Source organism: Ruegeria sp. HKCCD6157 (genome assembly GCF_013110685.1).
In the GTDB taxonomy this organism is placed as follows: Bacteria; Pseudomonadota; Alphaproteobacteria; order Rhodobacterales; family Rhodobacteraceae; genus Ruegeria.
Genome location: NZ_WVRB01000001.1, coordinates 1218573 through 1234750, shown reverse-complemented (window position 1 = coordinate 1234750; position 16178 = coordinate 1218573). Strand labels below are relative to the sequence as shown.

Genomic DNA, 16178 nt, shown 5'->3' with positions numbered 1-16178 from the left:
CTTATGCAGGAAAATATCGACAAACGCGACCGCGCCGCTCAATTCCGCCTACGCCTTGCCCGCGCGATTGAGGACCGTCACGTCAGCCAAAGCGCGCTTGCGCGCCATATCGGCGTGGACCGTTCAACCGTATCTCAGTTGTTGACCGATCATGGCGCGCGTCTTCCCAATGCGCATGTTGTGGGTGGCTGCGCCGCGGCACTGGGCGTTTCGGCTGACTGGTTGCTGGGCCTGTCCGACAGGCCGGAAAGCGCGGCAGAGATTCTGGCCAGTTCCCTGTCCTTTACGGAAGCACCCCGCGCCCTGGTCGATGAGCGGATTTTCGACTGGCACAAGGAAGCCGCCGGGTACAAGATCCGCTATGTTCCGGCCACCCTGCCCGACATGCTCAAGACGCGCGCGGTGCTGGAGTGGGAATATGCCCCCCATCTGGGGCGCACGGCGGATCAGGCCATCGGTGCGTCCGAAGACAGGTTGACCTGGATGCGCAGTGCGCAGTCTGATTACGAAATTGCAATGCCATTGTTCGAGATCGAAAGCTTTGCAAGCGGCACGGGGTATTACCAAGGCCTTTGCCCGGCGATTCGTCAGGAGCAGATCGATCATCTGCTGGAGCTGTGTGAACAGCTTTATCCCCGAATGCGTATCTATCTGTTCGATGCCAAACGGCTTTATTCGGCCCCTGTAACGATTTTCGGGCCGCTGCTGTGCGTTTTTTATGCAGGCAGTCACTATATGGCGTTCCGAGACCGGGACCGGATCGAGACGTTTTCACGGCACTTCGACACACTTGTGCGCGAGGCCGATGTGGCCGCCCGCGATTTCCCGGACCACTTGCGACAACTCAGAACGGCTTTATCCGGCAAGAATTGATGCAGCGGCGCAAAACCTGTGCTATCGTCCCTTGGCGCGAACCAACGGGCATTCCGATCACAGACGGAGGACCACAGGAATGGACGCAATTCAAACCGCTCAATACGCGCGCGCACTATATGCAGCGCACGGAGACCGGGCCGAGGCGGAAGCCGCACAGAAAATGCGCGAATGCGAAGCCGCCGGAAACCAGAAAGAGGCGCAGGATTGGCAGGCGGTCCGTCAGACCATCCGCCAGATCCGGGGACCAAATCAGGGCTGACCTACAGTTTCGGGTCGGGGTTGACCGTGTGCCCATCCACCGCAATCACCTGCCCAGACACCAGCCGTGCTGCGTCTGAAGCAAGAAAGACGGCCATATTGGCGATATCCTGCGCTTCCACAAAGCGCCCCATAGAGGTGCCCGAGGCATAGCCCTGATAGACCTCATCGCGGGTCATGCCTTTGGCGGCTGCCTCTCGGGCCAAGACACCTTCCATACGCGGGCCTTCCACGGCACCCGGGCAAATGGCGTTTGCGCGAATGCCCAGCGGCCCAAGTTCCATCGCCAGCGTTTTCATCAACCCTATGACCGCCCATTTGGCCGAGGCATAAGGCGCTCGGAACGGATAGCCATACTGACCGGCTGTCGAAGAGGTCAGAATGATGCTGCCCGCCTGGGCCGACTTCATCATAGGGGCCGCGTGCTTGGCGGCCAGAAAGGCCCCGTCCAGATTGACTGCGAGACAGGCGCGCCATGCATCCAGATCGATATCCTCGATCGCGCTGGTCGGCCCGGCGATTCCGGCATTTGCGCACAGAACATCCAACCCGCCGGCGGCCCCGACAGCCTGAAACACCGCGCTCATGTCGGCCTCATTGGTCACATCAGCCCTGTGCGCCACCCAATGGTCGGGCAAGATATCCAGGGCTGACTGGTCAATATCCGTTACCCAGACATCATAACCGGCGGCGTCAAACGCCGCGGCCATGGCATGACCGACACCCGATGCCCCGGCCGTTACCAGTACGCGCCTGGTCACGATGGCTTCCGAATGGCGGCACCCGCCCCTTCAGGGTAAGGCAAAGCGGCCTGTGCCTCGGCAATCCGCGCCATCGCTGCTTCGATCTTGGGCGACGGCGGGCTGGGACGGCGGGTTTCAAGGCTGACATGCAGCAGAAAGCTCTCGCCCGTGGCCAACAGCTTGTCGCCTTCATACATGCTGTGAAAGACATGCAGCTTCTTGCCCTGCCCCAACAGCATCTGCGTGCGCACGTCGATCTTCGCCCCTGCATGAACCTCGTCGATGTAACGGATGTGGTTCTCGGCGGTGAAATAGCTGCCACCCGACGCGATATACTCCATATCGCAACCGATAATCTCCATGAAACGGTCCGTGGCGGCCGCAAAGGCTTCCAGATACTTGGCTTCGTTCATATGGCCGTTGTAATCCGTCCAGTCCAACGGAACGGCGCGGGACAGGGTCAGGATCGGCTGGCTTAGATCCGCCTGATCCAGCGACGGCAGAGCACCCGGTTTCAACAGCGCATCATGCTGGTTCAGCACCGCCCCCGCGCCATAATTCTGCGCCTTGAGGGCCCGCATCATGCCAACAAGATTGTTGTCGCGAATGCGTTCCAGTTCCCGGATTGAATGCATTCCGGATTGCGCGTCTGACTGATCGGCGATCAGGTCGACCAGTTCATCGGTGAATTCCGGCACGTCCATCAGTTTGGTCCAGGGCCATTTCAAGGCTGGCCCGAACTGAGCCATGAAATGCCGCATTCCCGCTTCACCTCCGGCCACGCGGTAGGTTTCGAACAATCCCATCTGCGCCCAGCGGATGCCAAAGCCCATCCGGATCGCCTCGTCGATTTCTTCGGTGGTGGCAATACCATCCTTGACCAGCCAGAGCGCCTCGCGCCAGACGGCTTCCAGAAAGCGGTCGGCGATATGCGCGTCGATCTCTTTTTTGACATGCAGCGGAAAGAATCCAACCGAGGTCAGCAATTCTTTGGCCCGTTCAATCATCTGCTGTGGGTTTTTGTCGGTCGGCACCAGCTCGATCAGCGGCAGCAGATAGACTGGATTGAACGGGTGCGTCACGACGATCTGTTCGGGCCGCAAAGCACCGTTCTGAAGCTCGGATGGTCTGAACCCGCTGGTCGATGACCCGATGATCGCATCTGGATCACAAGCCTCCTGCAAGCCCTTGTAAACCCTCAGCTTCAAGTCCAGCCGCTCTGGCACGCTTTCCTGGATCCACATCGCGCCCTGTACGGCGTCGGCCATGTCGTCATGAAAGCTCAGCGCGCCCTCGGCCGGCAACGGAACGTCACTCAGCCCCGGCAGGGATCGCCGCGCATTGTCCAGTACTTCGCCTATTTTGCGTTCTGCTTCGGGGTCCGGGTCGAACACCCGAACGTCCCAGCCATTGAGCAGGAACCGTGCGGCCCATCCGCCGCCGATGACACCGCCACCGATAATTGCTGCCGTCTTTGTCATGCTGTCCTCTAATCGATACAGATTACCTGCGCGCGCCCCGCCTCATCCAGATGCGGAATGCATCCGAATTGCGGTGTCACCGCGCTGCATTGTTTGGTGTCCGACAGGCAGAACCCTGCGCAGTCAGAGGCTTTTTCACAGGAGTTTCCAGCGTCGGGCAATGGTTCAAAGCAGATAAACTGCCGTATCCGCCCGCCCATCTCATAGCTTCCCCCTTTGGCTTCGCAGTCCTCGCGGGCCAAAGGATCTTCCGCGGTCTGTGCCACCCCGACCCGGGGCAGACATACGGCCAGAACCGTCGCGCAGATTACAAGCACCGATCGCATTGCTCACTTCCTCTTGCTGGCGCCCCTGCACTTACCGGTCATGGCAAGGGACGCAAACAGGTCAACCTTTGGGCGCCCGTTTGACCAGACCCAGCTTCTCACGCACTTCCTGCGGCCCGATCACCCGCGCGCCCATGTTCTCGATGATGGTGCCTGCGCGTTCGACCAATTGCCAGTTTTCGGCCAGCACACCCTTGTCCAGCCACAGGTTGTCCTCGAGCCCCACGCGCACATTGCCGCCCGCCAGCACCGAGGCCGCCACATAGGCCATCTGATGCCGCCCCAGCGAGAACGCGCTGAAGGTCCAGTCATCGGGCACGTTGTTTACCATCGCCATGAAGGTGTTCAGATCATCCGGCGCGCCCCACGGCACGCCCATGCACAGTTGAACCAGGGCGTTGGGTTCCAGAATTCCCTCTTTCACCAGTTGCTTGGCAAACCACAGATGGCCGGTGTCAAAGGCCTCGATCTCGGGTTTCACGCCCAGATCGGTCATCATCTGCCCCATAGCCCGCAACGCGCCGGGCGTGTTGGTCATGACGTAATCCGCCTCGGCAAAGTTCATCGTCCCGCAATCCAGCGTGCAGATTTCGGGCAGACATTCGGCCACATGCGCCACACGCTCGGTCGCACCAACCAGATCGGTTCCAGCCTCGGCCAATGGCAACGGGTTTTCGATACCGCCGAACACCATGTCTCCGCCCATGCCGGCGGTAAGGTTCAGCACTGCGTCCACCTCGGCATCCCGAATCCGATCGGTCACTTCACGATACAGCGCCAGATCGCGCGACGGGGCACCCGTTTCGGGGTCGCGCACATGGCAGTGCACCACGGCCGCACCCGCCTTCGCGGCGGCAATCGCACTGTCGGCAATTTGCTTCGGTGAACGCGGCACATGAGGGCTGCGATCCTGCGTCCCGCCCGAGCCGGTCACGGCGCAGGTGATGAAGACTTCGCGGTTCATTTCCAGAGGCATGGCGTTTTCCCCAAGTTATACCCGGTTTTGCCTTGGGTTTTCCCCAGGCTTCTCCCCGGATTCCGATTTGCGTTCTGGCCCGACTCTGGCGCAGCCTTGGGAAAACCACTTGGCAGAATGCGAATCGAACTTGATGCAATCCGCAAAAAACATACTGCAACCCGAACATCGGGCCCTGAAAACCGCCGTTCTGGTGCTGGACGAATGCAACACGCTCAGCTTCGCCTCGGCGGTCGATCCGATGCGCGCGGCCAACCGTCTGGCGGACCGGCCCGCATTTGACTGGGACTATGTGACCGCCACAGCCGAATCCGCGATGCTGACAAGCGCCCTGCAAGTGCCCGGCATCCCGCTCGCTCGCCTGCAAGGCTGCGACCTCATGATTGTCGTCGCGGGCTTCCAACTGGCCCGCCACGCCACCCCCAGCCTGCTGGCCGGGCTGCGCCGCATTGCCGGTACCGGCGCGACGATGGCCGGGATTGACGGCGGCCCCTGGCTGCTGGCCGAGGCCGGGCTGCTGGACGGCCACCCCGCGACGACCCACTGGGAAGACCTGGAAAGCTTCGCTTCCCGCTTCCCCGACGTCGAAGTGCGCCCCGACCGTTTCACCGTCTCGGACGGTCGCCTGACCTCTGGCGGCGCGATTCCCGCTGTCGAGATGATGCTGCACATCATCGCCGCCCGTCATGGCGCGGGTTTCGCCTCCCGTGTCTCGGGCCTGTTCCTCTATGATGGCGCGCCGGACCCGGGCAAACCGCAAAGCCGCACCGGCGTTCCACATCGCCACACCGCGCTAACGGCAAAGGCGAATTCGCTGATGCAGGCATCCCTGGATGACCCCCTGCCACTGGCCCATATCGCAGACCAGCTGGGCACCAGCCCGCGCACCCTGCAACAACAGTTCCGCCTGCGCCTGAACACCACACCGCAGGATCACTATCTGCAACTGCGCCTGGCCGAGGCCCGCCGTCTGGTCACCGACACCGACCTTCCATTGATGGATGTCGCGCTGGCCACCGGTTTTGCCTCACAATCCAGCTTCGCCCGCGCTTTCCGCACTGCGCATGGCCAATCTGCCCGCGACCTCAGGCAAGAGCGCGCGCACCCCACCCATCACTGACCGGATCCAACTTCATCTGGCCAGAAATATCCCGGGGGAGGCAAGTGCAGCGTGCCGGGGGCAGAGCCCCCTTGGCCTCAGTACGGCATCGGGTGCGCCTTGTGGACAGCGTCCAGCTCAGCCAGCACCTCCTGTGACAACGTCAAATCCGCACCGGCCAAGACGCGTTCAAGCTGCGCGACCGTGGTCGCGCCAAAAATCGCCGACATCATGAATGGTCGCGTGCGGCACCAGGCCAACGCCATATGCACCGGGTCCAGGCCATGTCGCGCGGCGACATCCAGATAGGCCGCGACCGCATCAAACACCCGGTCAGATTTGCGCCCGCCCAATTGAGGCGAAAGCGACATACGAGAGCCGTCCGGGACGGCCCCGCCCTGGTATTTCCCGGTCAGCAGCCCGGTGCCCAGGGGTGAAAACGCCATCAGGCCGACATCTTCATGTACGCTCAGCTCGGCCATGTCGGTATCGAACAGACGGCACAGCAACGAATACTCATTCTGCACGGACGCCGCACGCGGTGTGCCTGTCTGTTCGGCCAGTCTCAGCCATTGCGCCGTCCCCCATGCGCTTTCATTCGACAGACCAAAAGCGCAGATGTTGCCTTTGTCCACCTGAACCTGCAAGGCCTCCAGACATTCCTGCATATTTTCCAGAACGTCCGCAGTATTGTGGCCCGAAGGCGCATAATCCCAGTTTTGACGGAACATATAGCTGCCGCGATTGGGCCAGTGGAACTGGTAAAGATCGATGTAATCCGTCTGCAACCGCCGCAAAGACCCTTCGATGGCCTCGGGAATGGTCTTGGCGGTGATCGGCGCACCGTCGCGAACATAAGACAGCCCCTCACCCGAATGCTTGGTCGCCAGTACGAAATCCGCCCGGCGCGACGAATTTGCAGCGTTCCAGTTTCCAAGAATTTCTTCGGTACGACCAATTGTCTCTTTGGCGACAGGATTCACCGGATACATCTCGGCGGCATCTACAAAGTTGATCCCCGCATCCAGCGCCATGTCCATCTGCCGGTGCGCATCCGATTCCGAGGTCTGCGACCCGAACGTCATCGTCCCGAGGCAAAGATCGCTCACGACAATCCCGGTGCGGCCCAGAGGCTTCATCTGCATCCTCAAATCTCCTGATAAATGGCACGGCCCGTCAGGCTTCGGCCTTCTTTTCCCACCGCCCGGATTCCTCCGACCAGTATTGCGCGGCGCATCCGGCGCCGGTCAGCGTCTTCCACTGCCCGCGCGCGTGCTGTACGGCCATGTTGTCATTGCCGTCGAACAGAATGCAAACCCGCTCCAGGGCCGACACCTCTTCGGGTTCGACCGGCGCGCCGTCCACCGCCATGACACACACCGCGCCGTTAGGGGCCTCGGCGCTGGTGGTCAGAAGGATCGGCTGCTCGGCATCATGCGGGCCGCCTTCGCGACCATGTGGCAGGAACCCGTCCTCGGGGCCCAGCCACAGCTTTTCATCCAGCCAGTCCATCCGCGCGGGATCGGTGCCCCGCACGGCAATCTTCCACCCGGCCTGCCGCGCCTTGTCCAGCAGCACAGGCAAGGTGTGCTCCAGCGGCTGGCGGGTCAGATGGTAGAAATAGACAGCACCCATTCGCTTACTCGAAATTGTCCTGCACGAACCGGCTCAGCGCGCGCACACCCCAGCCCGTGGCACCTTTGGGCGCATAGGATGTCTCGGACGACACCGAAGCCACACCCGCGATATCCAGATGAATCCAGGGCGTATCCGCTTTCACGAAACGTTGCAGAAACTGCGCCGCCGTGATCGAGCCCGCCGGACGGCCACCGACGTTTTTCATGTCGGCGATGCGCGATTTGAGCAGCTTGTCATAGGCATCGCCCAACGGCATCCGCCACGCGCCTTCATCCTCGGCCCGGGCCGATTTCAGGAAGGCGTCACAGAATGTGTCATTGTTGGAAAACACACCTGCATTCTCATGACCCAGCCCGATGATGATCGCCCCGGTCAGGGTGGCCAGATCGATCATGCCCACCGGTTTGAACCGCTCCTGCGCGTACCACATAACGTCGCACAGAACCAAACGGCCTTCGGCATCGGTGTTGATGATCTCGACCGTGTCGCCCTTCATCGACTTGACCACATCGCCCGGACGGGTGGCATTGCCCGAAGGCATGTTCTCGACCAGCCCGACAAGGCCCACCACATTGGCCTTGGCTTTGCGCTTGGCCAACGCGCGCATCGTGCCCGCGACAACACCGGCACCGCCCATGTCCATGGTCATGTCTTCCATGCCACCGGCCGGTTTCAGCGAAATGCCACCTGTGTCGAAAACCACCCCCTTGCCCACCAGAGCCAAGGGCGCATCGTCCTTGTCGCCGCCATTCCAGTGCATCACGACGACTTTGGACGGGCTGGCAGAGCCCTGCCCGACGCTCAGCAAAGTGCGCATGCCCAGTTCAGCCAGCTTGTCCTCTTCCAGAACTTCGACTTCCAGGCCCAGCTCCTGCATCTCGACAAGACGATCGGCAAATTCCGTGGTCGTCAGAACATTTGCAGGTTCGTTGGTCAGATCACGGGTCATCCGCACGCCGTCGGCAATCGCGTATAGCGGTGCAAACTCTGCTTCGGCTTCCTTGGGTTTTGAATGTCCGATCGTAATCGAACCGCTGCCTTCGCTGTCCTTGGTTTTGTGCGCGTTGAAATCATAACTGCGCAGCACCATGCCAAGGGCCAGGTTTTCGGTCTGCGCCTGATTGCCGACCATCACCAGCATGTCCTTGCCACCCGCGCATTTGGCCAAAGCGGCACCAGCCTTGCGGGCCTCGTCGGCTTCCGGGCGGCGCGGCAGCACCACGACGTCCAGCGCTTCGGCCGCCATCCCAGCCGGCCAGGCCATCGAGATGACATCGCCGGTCTTGGACTTTCCGATTTTCTCACTTTCGACAAGCCGCGCCACAGCGCCTTTCGTCAGACGATTGGCCCGACGCGCCGCAGGGTTCATTTTTCCGTCCGACGGAATGATGATGGCCACCCGCCCTTCGGCCTGCGCCATCGCATCCAAGTCAAACTCCTGAAAGCGGACCGGTATCAGACTGCTCATTGCAAACTCCTCGAATTCTGTTCCCCAAGACCTAGCCCGCGCCGCCCGACTTGACCAGATAGCAGTTTTCCCCGCGTTTCAATTGCAGTAAGGTCCCGAAAAAATAACCGGCAGGCTCGGGGGAGAAAGACGTGACACGAGAGGGCAGGCATACGCCGTCGCGCAGGAAGACATGCACGCGCGATTTCGGCCCGTTTTCCGGCGCAAAAGGCTTGGCGGGGGCAGTCTTGTGATCCTCGACCGCTATTTCGCCCGCCGCTTTCTACAGAGCTTTCTGGTCATCGGCGGTATTTTTCTGACCTTGATGATTCTCATCGATCTGATCGAACAGATCCGCCGATTTGACGAAGTCGACCTGTCCTTCGGCCAATTGTTGCACCTGACGCTTCTGAACACACCGGCCGCCATCGGTGAAATGCTGCCCCTGCTGGTCATTCTGTCCACCATCGCTTTGTTCGTAGGGCTGGCACGGACCTCTGAACTCGTGGTGACCCGCGCCACGGGTCGCTCGGGTATCCGCGCACTGGTCGCGCCAGCGGCGCTGGCCCTGATCATTGGTGCGCTTGCAGTGGCATTGCTGAACCCCATCGCTGCGGCCACATCCCAGGAATTCCAACGCCTGTCCGATTCCTATCGCAACAACGGCAGTTCAGCGCTTTCGATCAGCAGCGAAGGCCTTTGGCTGCGTCAATCGGCGGAAAACGGACAGGCTGTCATCCACGCCCGGGGCACCTCGAACGGGGATACGCTGGGCCTGGACGACGTGACCATCATCACCTTTGCGCGCGATGGCAAACCCACCCAGCAGATCGTCGCCGACAGGGCCGTGCTGGAAGACCGAAACTGGGTCCTGTCGCGGGCCAAGATCTGGAATTTGCAGAATGGGCAGAACCCCGAAACCAGTTCGGTGGAGCATGAACGGCTGGAGTTGCCGACCTCGCTGACCCGGCAGCGAATTCTGGACACTCTGGGGCAACAGGATTCAGTGTCGGTTTTTGACCTCCCGCAACTGATCAAGGATCTGCGCGAAGCCGGGTTTTCGACCAAGCAATATGAAGTCTGGTTGCAGGTGCAACTGGCCAGGCCGTTCTTTCTGGTCTCGATGGTGCTGATCGGGGCTGCTTTCACCATGCGTCACGTTCGGTTCGGCGGTACCGGAATAGCAGTTTTGACGGCCGTACTGCTTGGCTTTGCCATCTATTTCGTCCGCAATTTTGCACAAATCCTCGGGGAAAACGGACAATTGCCCGTCTATATCGCCGCCTGGGCGCCGCCCTTCGCCGCCATCTTGTTGTCCCTTGGCCTGCTTCTACACGCGGAGGACGGCTGATGCGGAGCATGATTTCCCTGCTGCTGACCAGCGCAATCGCGTTGTCGGCACCGACCGTTCTGGCGGCGCAAACCACGTCGGCCGAGCCTGACCCGCAAGCTGCGCAGTCACAGGCCGAACCCGCCCTTTTGGTTGCCGACAAGGTCTTTATAACACCTGATAGACAACTGGTGGCCGAAGGCAATGTCGAAGCCTTTCAGGGCGATACCAAGCTGTCAGCCCAACGCGTCACCTATGACCGGGAAACGGGTGAGCTGACGCTCGAGGGACCTATTCGCATTGATCAGGGGGGCCAGTCGACCCTTCTGGCCGATTCCGGACAGCTGGACAGCGGTATCCAAAACGGTCTGCTGATCGGTGCTCGGATGGTTTTCGATCAGCAGATCCAGATTGCCTCGGTTCAGGCGAAACGGGCAGCGGGTCGCTATACGCAATTCAGCAAGGTCTCGGCCACTTCCTGCCATGTCTGCACCAACGGTAAGCCACCCCTTTGGCAAATCCGCGCCCGCAAGGTCACCCATGACCAGTTGGAACGGCAATTGTACTTTGAAGGCGCGCAGCTTCGGGTGCTTGATTATCCGGTATTCTATTTCCCCTATCTGCGCTTGCCGGACCCCACTTTGGATCGCGCAACCGGCTTTCTGGTGCCGTCGATCCGCAGCACCTCACAACTGGGAACGGGGGTTCAGGTTCCCTATTTCTTCAAGCTGGGGGACCACAAGGATCTGACCTTGACGCCGTACTTGTCGGGCAAGACCACGACGCTGGGGTATCGATATCGCCAGGCGTTCGTGAACGGGCGCATTCAGCTTGAAGGGGCCTATACCCGTGATGATGTCCAGCCCGATCAGGATCGCGGTTATCTGTTCGCCGGGGGTTGGTTCAGCCTGAAGAACGATTTCCGGCTGACATTCGATCTGAAAACCACCTCGGACGACGCCTATCTGGCGGACTACGGGCTGCCGGACCTGGACCGTTTGCGCAGTGAAATTGCGCTGGAACGGATCAAACGCGACACCGCATTCAAAACAAGCCTGATCCATTACAAAACACTGCGTGACAGTGAAAATCAGGACGAAATCCCATCCCGCGTATTCGACCTGAATTATGAAAAGCGATTCTTCCCCGGCGCACTTGGCGGCGAGGTTCGGCTGGCTTTTATCGGCCACGCGCATGAACGCACCAGCGACGCCGATATCGTTGGCCGTGACATAGCAAGGGCAACTGTTGATGCCGAATGGTTGCGAAGCTGGACATTTGCATCGGGCCTGCGCGCGGACGCGACGCTGGGCGCATCGGTGGATACGTTCAATATTCGCCATGACAGCAACTTTCCCAGCAATGTGACCCGCTCGACGCCGCGCGCGGCGTTGACGCTTCGCTATCCGATGACCCGTCGTGAAAAGACCGGCGCGGTTCAGCTTCTGGAACCGATCGCACAGTTGGGATGGACCCATGTCTCGGACACTGATGTGCCAGATGATGAAAGCACGTTTCAGGAATTCGATCAGGGTAACCTGCTGGCCCTGTCCCGATTCCCTGCGGAAGATCAGCGCGAAGACGGTGCCACCGGGGTCATCGGCCTGAACTGGGCCCGCTATGGTGCAGACGGACAGCAGGCGCTTGTAACGTTGGGTCAGGTGTTTCGGGCGGATGCCGACCCGAATTTCACCCTGACGTCCGGGTTGCAGGGCACCACGTCCGACTTGCTGGTGGCGGGGCAAATCACCACGGCCAACGGTTGGTCACTCGGCGGGCGCGGTCTGATAGACAGCGATTTCAGTTTCGTCAAAGCTGAATTGCGCGGCGCCTGGGCATCCGAGTTTGCCGGCCTGTCCGGAAGTTATATCTGGCAGGAAGAGGATCCGGCGGAAAACATTGCGGATGAAATCTCGGAAATCTGGCTTCTGGGCCGCTATCAAGTCGACCAGAACTGGCTTACGAATGCCGAGGCACGCTATGATCTGAACCAGTCAGAGCCAATCCGGTTGGGGCTTGGTGTAACCTACCAGAACGAATGTGTTCAGGTTAACATGTCCGTAAGCAGACGCTTTACTTCAACATCCACTATTGAGCCTTCGACAGAATTCGGCTTTACCCTATCGCTGACAGGATACGCCCTTGAAGGCGGTGGTAACACATACAAGAGAAAATGCAGTTGATATCAGGTTTCTCCAGGTTTCTTCGTTCCGGTTGGCACAAACCGGTCACGCCGGCACTGGCCGCCGTTTTCCTCGCTTTTTCAGCACCGCAGGTCAGCGCCCAGAGCCTGTTCTCGCCAGCGATCCGCGTGAATCAGGATATCGTCACCTGGTACGAACTGGAACAGCGCCTGCAATTCCTGAATGTTCTGGGCCTGCCCGGCGGCAATGAAGCTGACGTCAGAGAAGCCCTGATCGAAGAAAAGTTGCGCAAGCAGGCCATGCGTGAAGCAGGCGTGGAAGCTGCGCCGGAAGCCGTACAACTGGGTATCGACGAGTTCGCCTCGCGCGGGCAATTGTCCACCGAACAATTCCTGCAACTTTTGGGTGAGGCAGGCGTCGACCCGGAAACTGTCCGTGATTATGTTGCAGATCAGCTGGCCTGGCGCGACTATATCAGCTCGCGCTATCTGTCGCAGGCCCGTCCGACCGAAGACGAGATTGATCGCGCGCTGGGACAGACCGGTGGCGGCGGTCTTCAGGTTTTGCTGTCCGAGATCATCATCCCGGTGAACCCGCAAACCGTTGCACAGACCGAATTGCTGGCGGAAGAAATCTCGCGACTTGAAACTATCGAAGCGTTTTCAGCCGCAGCGGCGCAATATTCCGGAGCCGCAACCCGCAACGAAGGCGGACGACTGGACTGGCTGAATATCTCCAACCTGCCGCCTGCCTTGCAGCCGGTTATTCTTGGGCTCCAGAACGGCGAGATAACCGACCCCATCAGTTTGCCAAACGCCGTTGCCCTGTTTCAGTTGCGCGGATTGCGCGAGGTGGCGACCGCTGCGCCGCGGATTTCCAAGCTAGATTATGCTGCCTATTACCTGCCGGGTGGTCGCAGCGCCGAGACCCTGGCACGGGCTGCCGCCTTGAGGGAAGAGATCGACACCTGCGACGACTTGTACGGAATCGCCAAGGATCAACCCGTCGAAGTCCTGGACCGTATCGCAGCCAGCCCGTCAGAAGTACCACGCGATTTCGCCGTGGAACTGGCCAAGCTGGATCGCTTCGAAGTGTCTACAAACCTGACCCGCAACAACGGGCAGACGCTGGTGTTCTTGATGCTGTGCAACCGCACCCGCGACCTGGGCGAAGACACCTCGCGGGCGGATGTCGCCAATGCACTGGCGCAGCAGCGGCTACAGGCCTTTGCGTCCAGCCTTGTAGAGCAGCTGCGGGCTGACGCCACCATTGTTCAGGAATGACACGCCCGATTGCGCTCAGCTGCGGTGAACCGGCCGGGATCGGCCCTGAAATCGCGGCCAAAGCATGGGACGAGCTGCGCCAAACCTGCCCGTTTTTCTTTATCGGCGATGCCAACCACCTGCCTGTTGGCACGCCCATTGCGAAAATTCAAACCCCTTCGGATGCTGTTGCAGTCTGTGATCAGGCCTTGCCGGTGCTGCAACTGAACTTCCCTGCTGCAAACATGCCCGGTCAGCCAGACCCAGCCAATGCCCCATCGGTGATTGATGCCATCGAAACCGGCGTCGATCTTGTGAAGGCCGGGGCAGCGGCCGCTCTGTGCACCGCGCCCATTCACAAGAAGGCCCTGATTGACGGGGCCGGGTTTACCTATCCCGGCCATACCGAGTTTCTGGCTGCGCTGTCGGGCACCCGCCGGGTTGTCATGATGCTGGCCAGCGACCAGTTGCGGGTTGTCCCGGCGACAATCCACATTCCCTTGGCGCAGGTTCCCGCCGCGCTGACGCCCGACCTGCTGCGCGAGACGATCGAAATCACCGCGCGCGGCCTGCGCGACCAGTTTGGCATACAGCACCCCCGCATCGCCATAGCCGGCCTGAACCCCCATGCCGGCGAAGGCGGCAAAATGGGCCGCGAAGAGCTTGACTGGATCGCCCCAATGCTGGCCGATCTGAACCCGGAAGGTGCGACCCTGACGGGACCCCACCCTGCGGATACGCTGTTCCATGCCGCTGCCCGCGCCCGCTATGACGCGGCGATCGCAATGTATCATGATCAGGCGCTGATCCCGATCAAGACACTGGATTTCGACCGGGGTGTGAACGTCACCCTTGGCCTGCCCTTCATCCGCACGTCGCCAGATCACGGCACTGCACTGGATATCGCCGGGAAAGGCATCGCCAATCCAACCAGCCTGATCGAAGCTCTGAAGCTTGCCCAACGCATGGCAAAAGGCTCTTGATCCTTCATCTGGCTGAAAATATCCCCGCCGGAGGCAAAAAATTTCTGGCGCTGCCCCTGCGGCCTGCGTCACGGTAATCGGATCATGAGTGCTATCGACAATCTCCCCCCTCTGCGCGAGGTCATCGCCACACATCAACTCTCGGCGCGCAAATCCCTGGGTCAGAACTTCCTGCTGGACCTCAACCTGACCGCCAAAATCGCCCGTCAGGCTGGCGATCTTGCAGACTGCGACGTACTGGAAATCGGCCCCGGTCCTGGTGGCCTCACCCGAGGGCTCCTGTCCGAAGGCGCACGCAAGGTCGTGGCGGTCGAAAAAGACACCCGTTGCATCGCCGCCCTGAACGATATCGCCGCTGCCTATCCCGGAAGGCTGGAGGTCATCAATGGTGACGCGCTCGAGATCAACCCGCTGGAACACCTGACCCCACCAATCCGCATCGCGGCCAACCTTCCATACAACGTCGGCACCGAACTGCTGGTACGCTGGCTGACACCCCCGGAATGGCCCCCCTTCTGGCAGAGCCTGACGCTGATGTTCCAACGCGAAGTGGCCGAACGCATCGTGGCCCAGCCCGGCAGCAAGGCGTATGGCCGCCTCGCCATCCTTGCCCAATGGCGGGCCGAGGCGCGCATCGCCATGTCCCTTCCCCCCGGCGCCTTCACCCCTCCGCCCAAAGTCTCCAGCGCGGTGGTCCACCTGACCGCCCTGCCAGAACCGCGCTATCCTGCTGACGCCGCGACCCTGTCGCGTGTGGTGGCCTCTGCCTTCAATCAACGCCGCAAAATGCTGCGTGCCTCGCTTAAAGGCGTCGCTCCGGATATCGAGGATCGCTTGCGGGCCGCAGGTATCCAACCCACTGAACGGGCCGAGCAGGTTCCGCTTGAAGCGTTCTGTGCCCTGGCGCGCGAAATCCAGAAACCCTGATCACAAAAAAGCCCCGAGGCTTGACCTCGGGGCTTTGCAAATTCTGATGCCGGCTTATTCAGCCGCTTCCGGTGCGTCGCCATCCGTTTTGGGCGCATCTTCAGCCGCTGGCGCCGGTTTGGGCTTGCGTGCCCGCGGTTTGCGCGCAGGCTTTTCCTTCTTTTCCGGCGCCGGGGCTTCGGCCCCCTTGCTTTCCGGTGTCTCGACCAAACCGCTTTCCGGAGCAGCGTCCGGTGCGGCGAAATCCATTACGTCCGGCTGCGGCGCTTCGGCGGGATGGGCCTGTCGGGCCGCTTCACGTTCCTGGCGCTCGGCGCGCTCACGATCACGCTCGGCCTGGCGTTCGCGGTTCTGGCGTTCCTGCTCTTCGCGGCGGGCTTCAATCTCGCGCTGCGCCTCACTCAGCATGCGCAGATAATGTTCTGCGTGCTGCTGGAAGTTTTCCGCCGCAACGCGGTCGTTTGACAGCTGAGCGTCACGCGCCAGCTGATTGTACTTATCAATGATTTGCTGCGGCGTGCCACGCACCTTGCCTTCAGGGCCCGAGCTGTCAAAAACCCGGTTCACGACGTTACCGCCGGAAGGACGATTGCGGTTGTTCTTGGCCCGCGAGCGGGATTTGGAAGATCTCATTTTACTTTACGTCAGCCTTATCAATGCGCTGTCGCTCAACCCGTGTTATGCACTG

General features: G+C 60.7%; 16 protein-coding genes. 8 read left to right on the top strand and 8 right to left on the bottom strand.

Annotation, left to right across the window (positions count from 1 at the left end):
* Positions 1-3: 3 nt before the first annotated feature.
* Together GS612_RS05860 and GS612_RS05855 are read left to right on the top strand one after the other, a co-directional pair.
* Positions 4-873: a helix-turn-helix domain-containing protein gene (locus tag GS612_RS05860; RefSeq protein WP_171639371.1), complete on the top strand. Its 870-nt coding sequence runs from the start codon at positions 4-6 to the stop codon at positions 871-873.
* Between the two features lie 79 nt (positions 874-952).
* Positions 953-1135 (top strand): hypothetical protein, encoded by a 183-nt coding sequence (locus GS612_RS05855; protein ID WP_117868740.1) that lies wholly within the window; start codon positions 953-955, stop codon positions 1133-1135.
* Position 1136: 1 nt separating this feature from the next.
* On the opposite strand, the gene GS612_RS05850 is transcribed toward GS612_RS05855, so the two are convergent.
* The 4 genes from GS612_RS05850 to GS612_RS05835 form a co-directional block, all read right to left on the bottom strand.
* Positions 1137-1895, bottom strand: coding sequence for an SDR family oxidoreductase (locus tag GS612_RS05850; RefSeq protein ID WP_171639370.1), 759 nt, complete (start codon positions 1893-1895; stop codon positions 1137-1139).
* Entirely contained in the window at positions 1892-3358 is a 1467-nt protein-coding gene (locus GS612_RS05845; protein WP_171639369.1) for a carnitine 3-dehydrogenase, read from the bottom strand. The genes GS612_RS05850 and GS612_RS05845 overlap by 4 nt, the downstream gene beginning before the upstream one ends.
* Before the next feature lie 8 nt (positions 3359-3366).
* Positions 3367-3684: a hypothetical protein gene (locus tag GS612_RS05840; RefSeq protein ID WP_171639368.1), complete on the bottom strand. Its 318-nt coding sequence runs from the start codon at positions 3682-3684 to the stop codon at positions 3367-3369.
* 61 nt (positions 3685-3745) lie between these two features.
* Entirely contained in the window at positions 3746-4660 is a 915-nt protein-coding gene (locus tag GS612_RS05835) for a 3-keto-5-aminohexanoate cleavage protein (RefSeq protein WP_152458196.1), read from the bottom strand.
* A gap of 133 nt (positions 4661-4793) precedes the next feature.
* On the opposite strand from GS612_RS05835, the gene GS612_RS05830 reads away from it, so the two are divergent.
* Positions 4794-5780, top strand: a complete 987-nt coding sequence (locus GS612_RS05830; RefSeq protein WP_171639367.1) for a GlxA family transcriptional regulator — start codon at positions 4794-4796, stop codon at positions 5778-5780.
* Positions 5781-5857: 77 nt separating this feature from the next.
* Here GS612_RS05830 and GS612_RS05825 read toward each other — a convergent pair whose 3' ends face one another.
* From GS612_RS05825 to GS612_RS05815, 3 genes are read right to left on the bottom strand one after another with little or no spacing between them, the layout of a single operon-like run.
* Positions 5858-6904, bottom strand: a complete 1047-nt coding sequence (locus GS612_RS05825) for an aldo/keto reductase (protein WP_171639366.1) — start codon at positions 6902-6904, stop codon at positions 5858-5860.
* Positions 6905-6935: 31 nt separating this feature from the next.
* Positions 6936-7394 carry a DNA polymerase III subunit chi gene (locus GS612_RS05820; RefSeq protein WP_171639365.1) on the bottom strand — a complete coding sequence of 153 codons (459 nt, stop codon included), beginning with the start codon at positions 7392-7394 and terminating at the stop codon, positions 6936-6938.
* A gap of 4 nt (positions 7395-7398) precedes the next feature.
* Entirely contained in the window at positions 7399-8865 is a 1467-nt protein-coding gene (locus GS612_RS05815) for a leucyl aminopeptidase (protein WP_171639364.1), read from the bottom strand.
* A gap of 229 nt (positions 8866-9094) precedes the next feature.
* On the opposite strand from GS612_RS05815, the gene lptG reads away from it, so the two are divergent.
* The 5 genes from lptG (at position 9095) to rsmA (ending at position 15490) form a co-directional block, all read left to right on the top strand.
* Complete coding sequence (gene lptG / locus GS612_RS05810) at positions 9095-10195, top strand: LPS export ABC transporter permease LptG (RefSeq protein ID WP_171639974.1); 1101 nt, start codon at positions 9095-9097, stop codon at positions 10193-10195.
* The gene (locus GS612_RS05805; RefSeq protein ID WP_171639363.1) at positions 10195-12357 is read left to right on the top strand and encodes an LPS-assembly protein LptD; all 2163 of its coding nucleotides are present in this window, start codon (positions 10195-10197) and stop codon (positions 12355-12357) included. Before lptG ends, GS612_RS05805 begins: the two co-directional genes overlap by 1 nt.
* On the top strand, positions 12348-13601 hold the full coding sequence (locus GS612_RS05800) for a peptidylprolyl isomerase (protein WP_171639362.1): 1254 nt from the start codon (positions 12348-12350) through the stop codon (positions 13599-13601). The genes GS612_RS05805 and GS612_RS05800 overlap by 10 nt, the downstream gene beginning before the upstream one ends.
* A complete protein-coding gene (gene pdxA, locus GS612_RS05795) occupies positions 13598-14563 on the top strand; it encodes a 4-hydroxythreonine-4-phosphate dehydrogenase PdxA (RefSeq protein ID WP_171639361.1) in 966 nt (321 codons plus the stop codon). The genes GS612_RS05800 and pdxA overlap by 4 nt, the downstream gene beginning before the upstream one ends.
* Positions 14564-14647: 84 nt before the next feature.
* On the top strand, positions 14648-15490 hold the full coding sequence (gene rsmA, locus GS612_RS05790) for a 16S rRNA (adenine(1518)-N(6)/adenine(1519)-N(6))-dimethyltransferase RsmA (protein WP_152458204.1): 843 nt from the start codon (positions 14648-14650) through the stop codon (positions 15488-15490).
* Positions 15491-15544: 54 nt separating this feature from the next.
* Here the strand turns inward: rsmA and GS612_RS05785 are convergent, their stop codons facing one another.
* Entirely contained in the window at positions 15545-16123 is a 579-nt protein-coding gene (locus GS612_RS05785; protein ID WP_171639360.1) for a DUF4167 domain-containing protein, read from the bottom strand.
* Between the last annotated feature and the right edge of the window lie 55 nt (positions 16124-16178).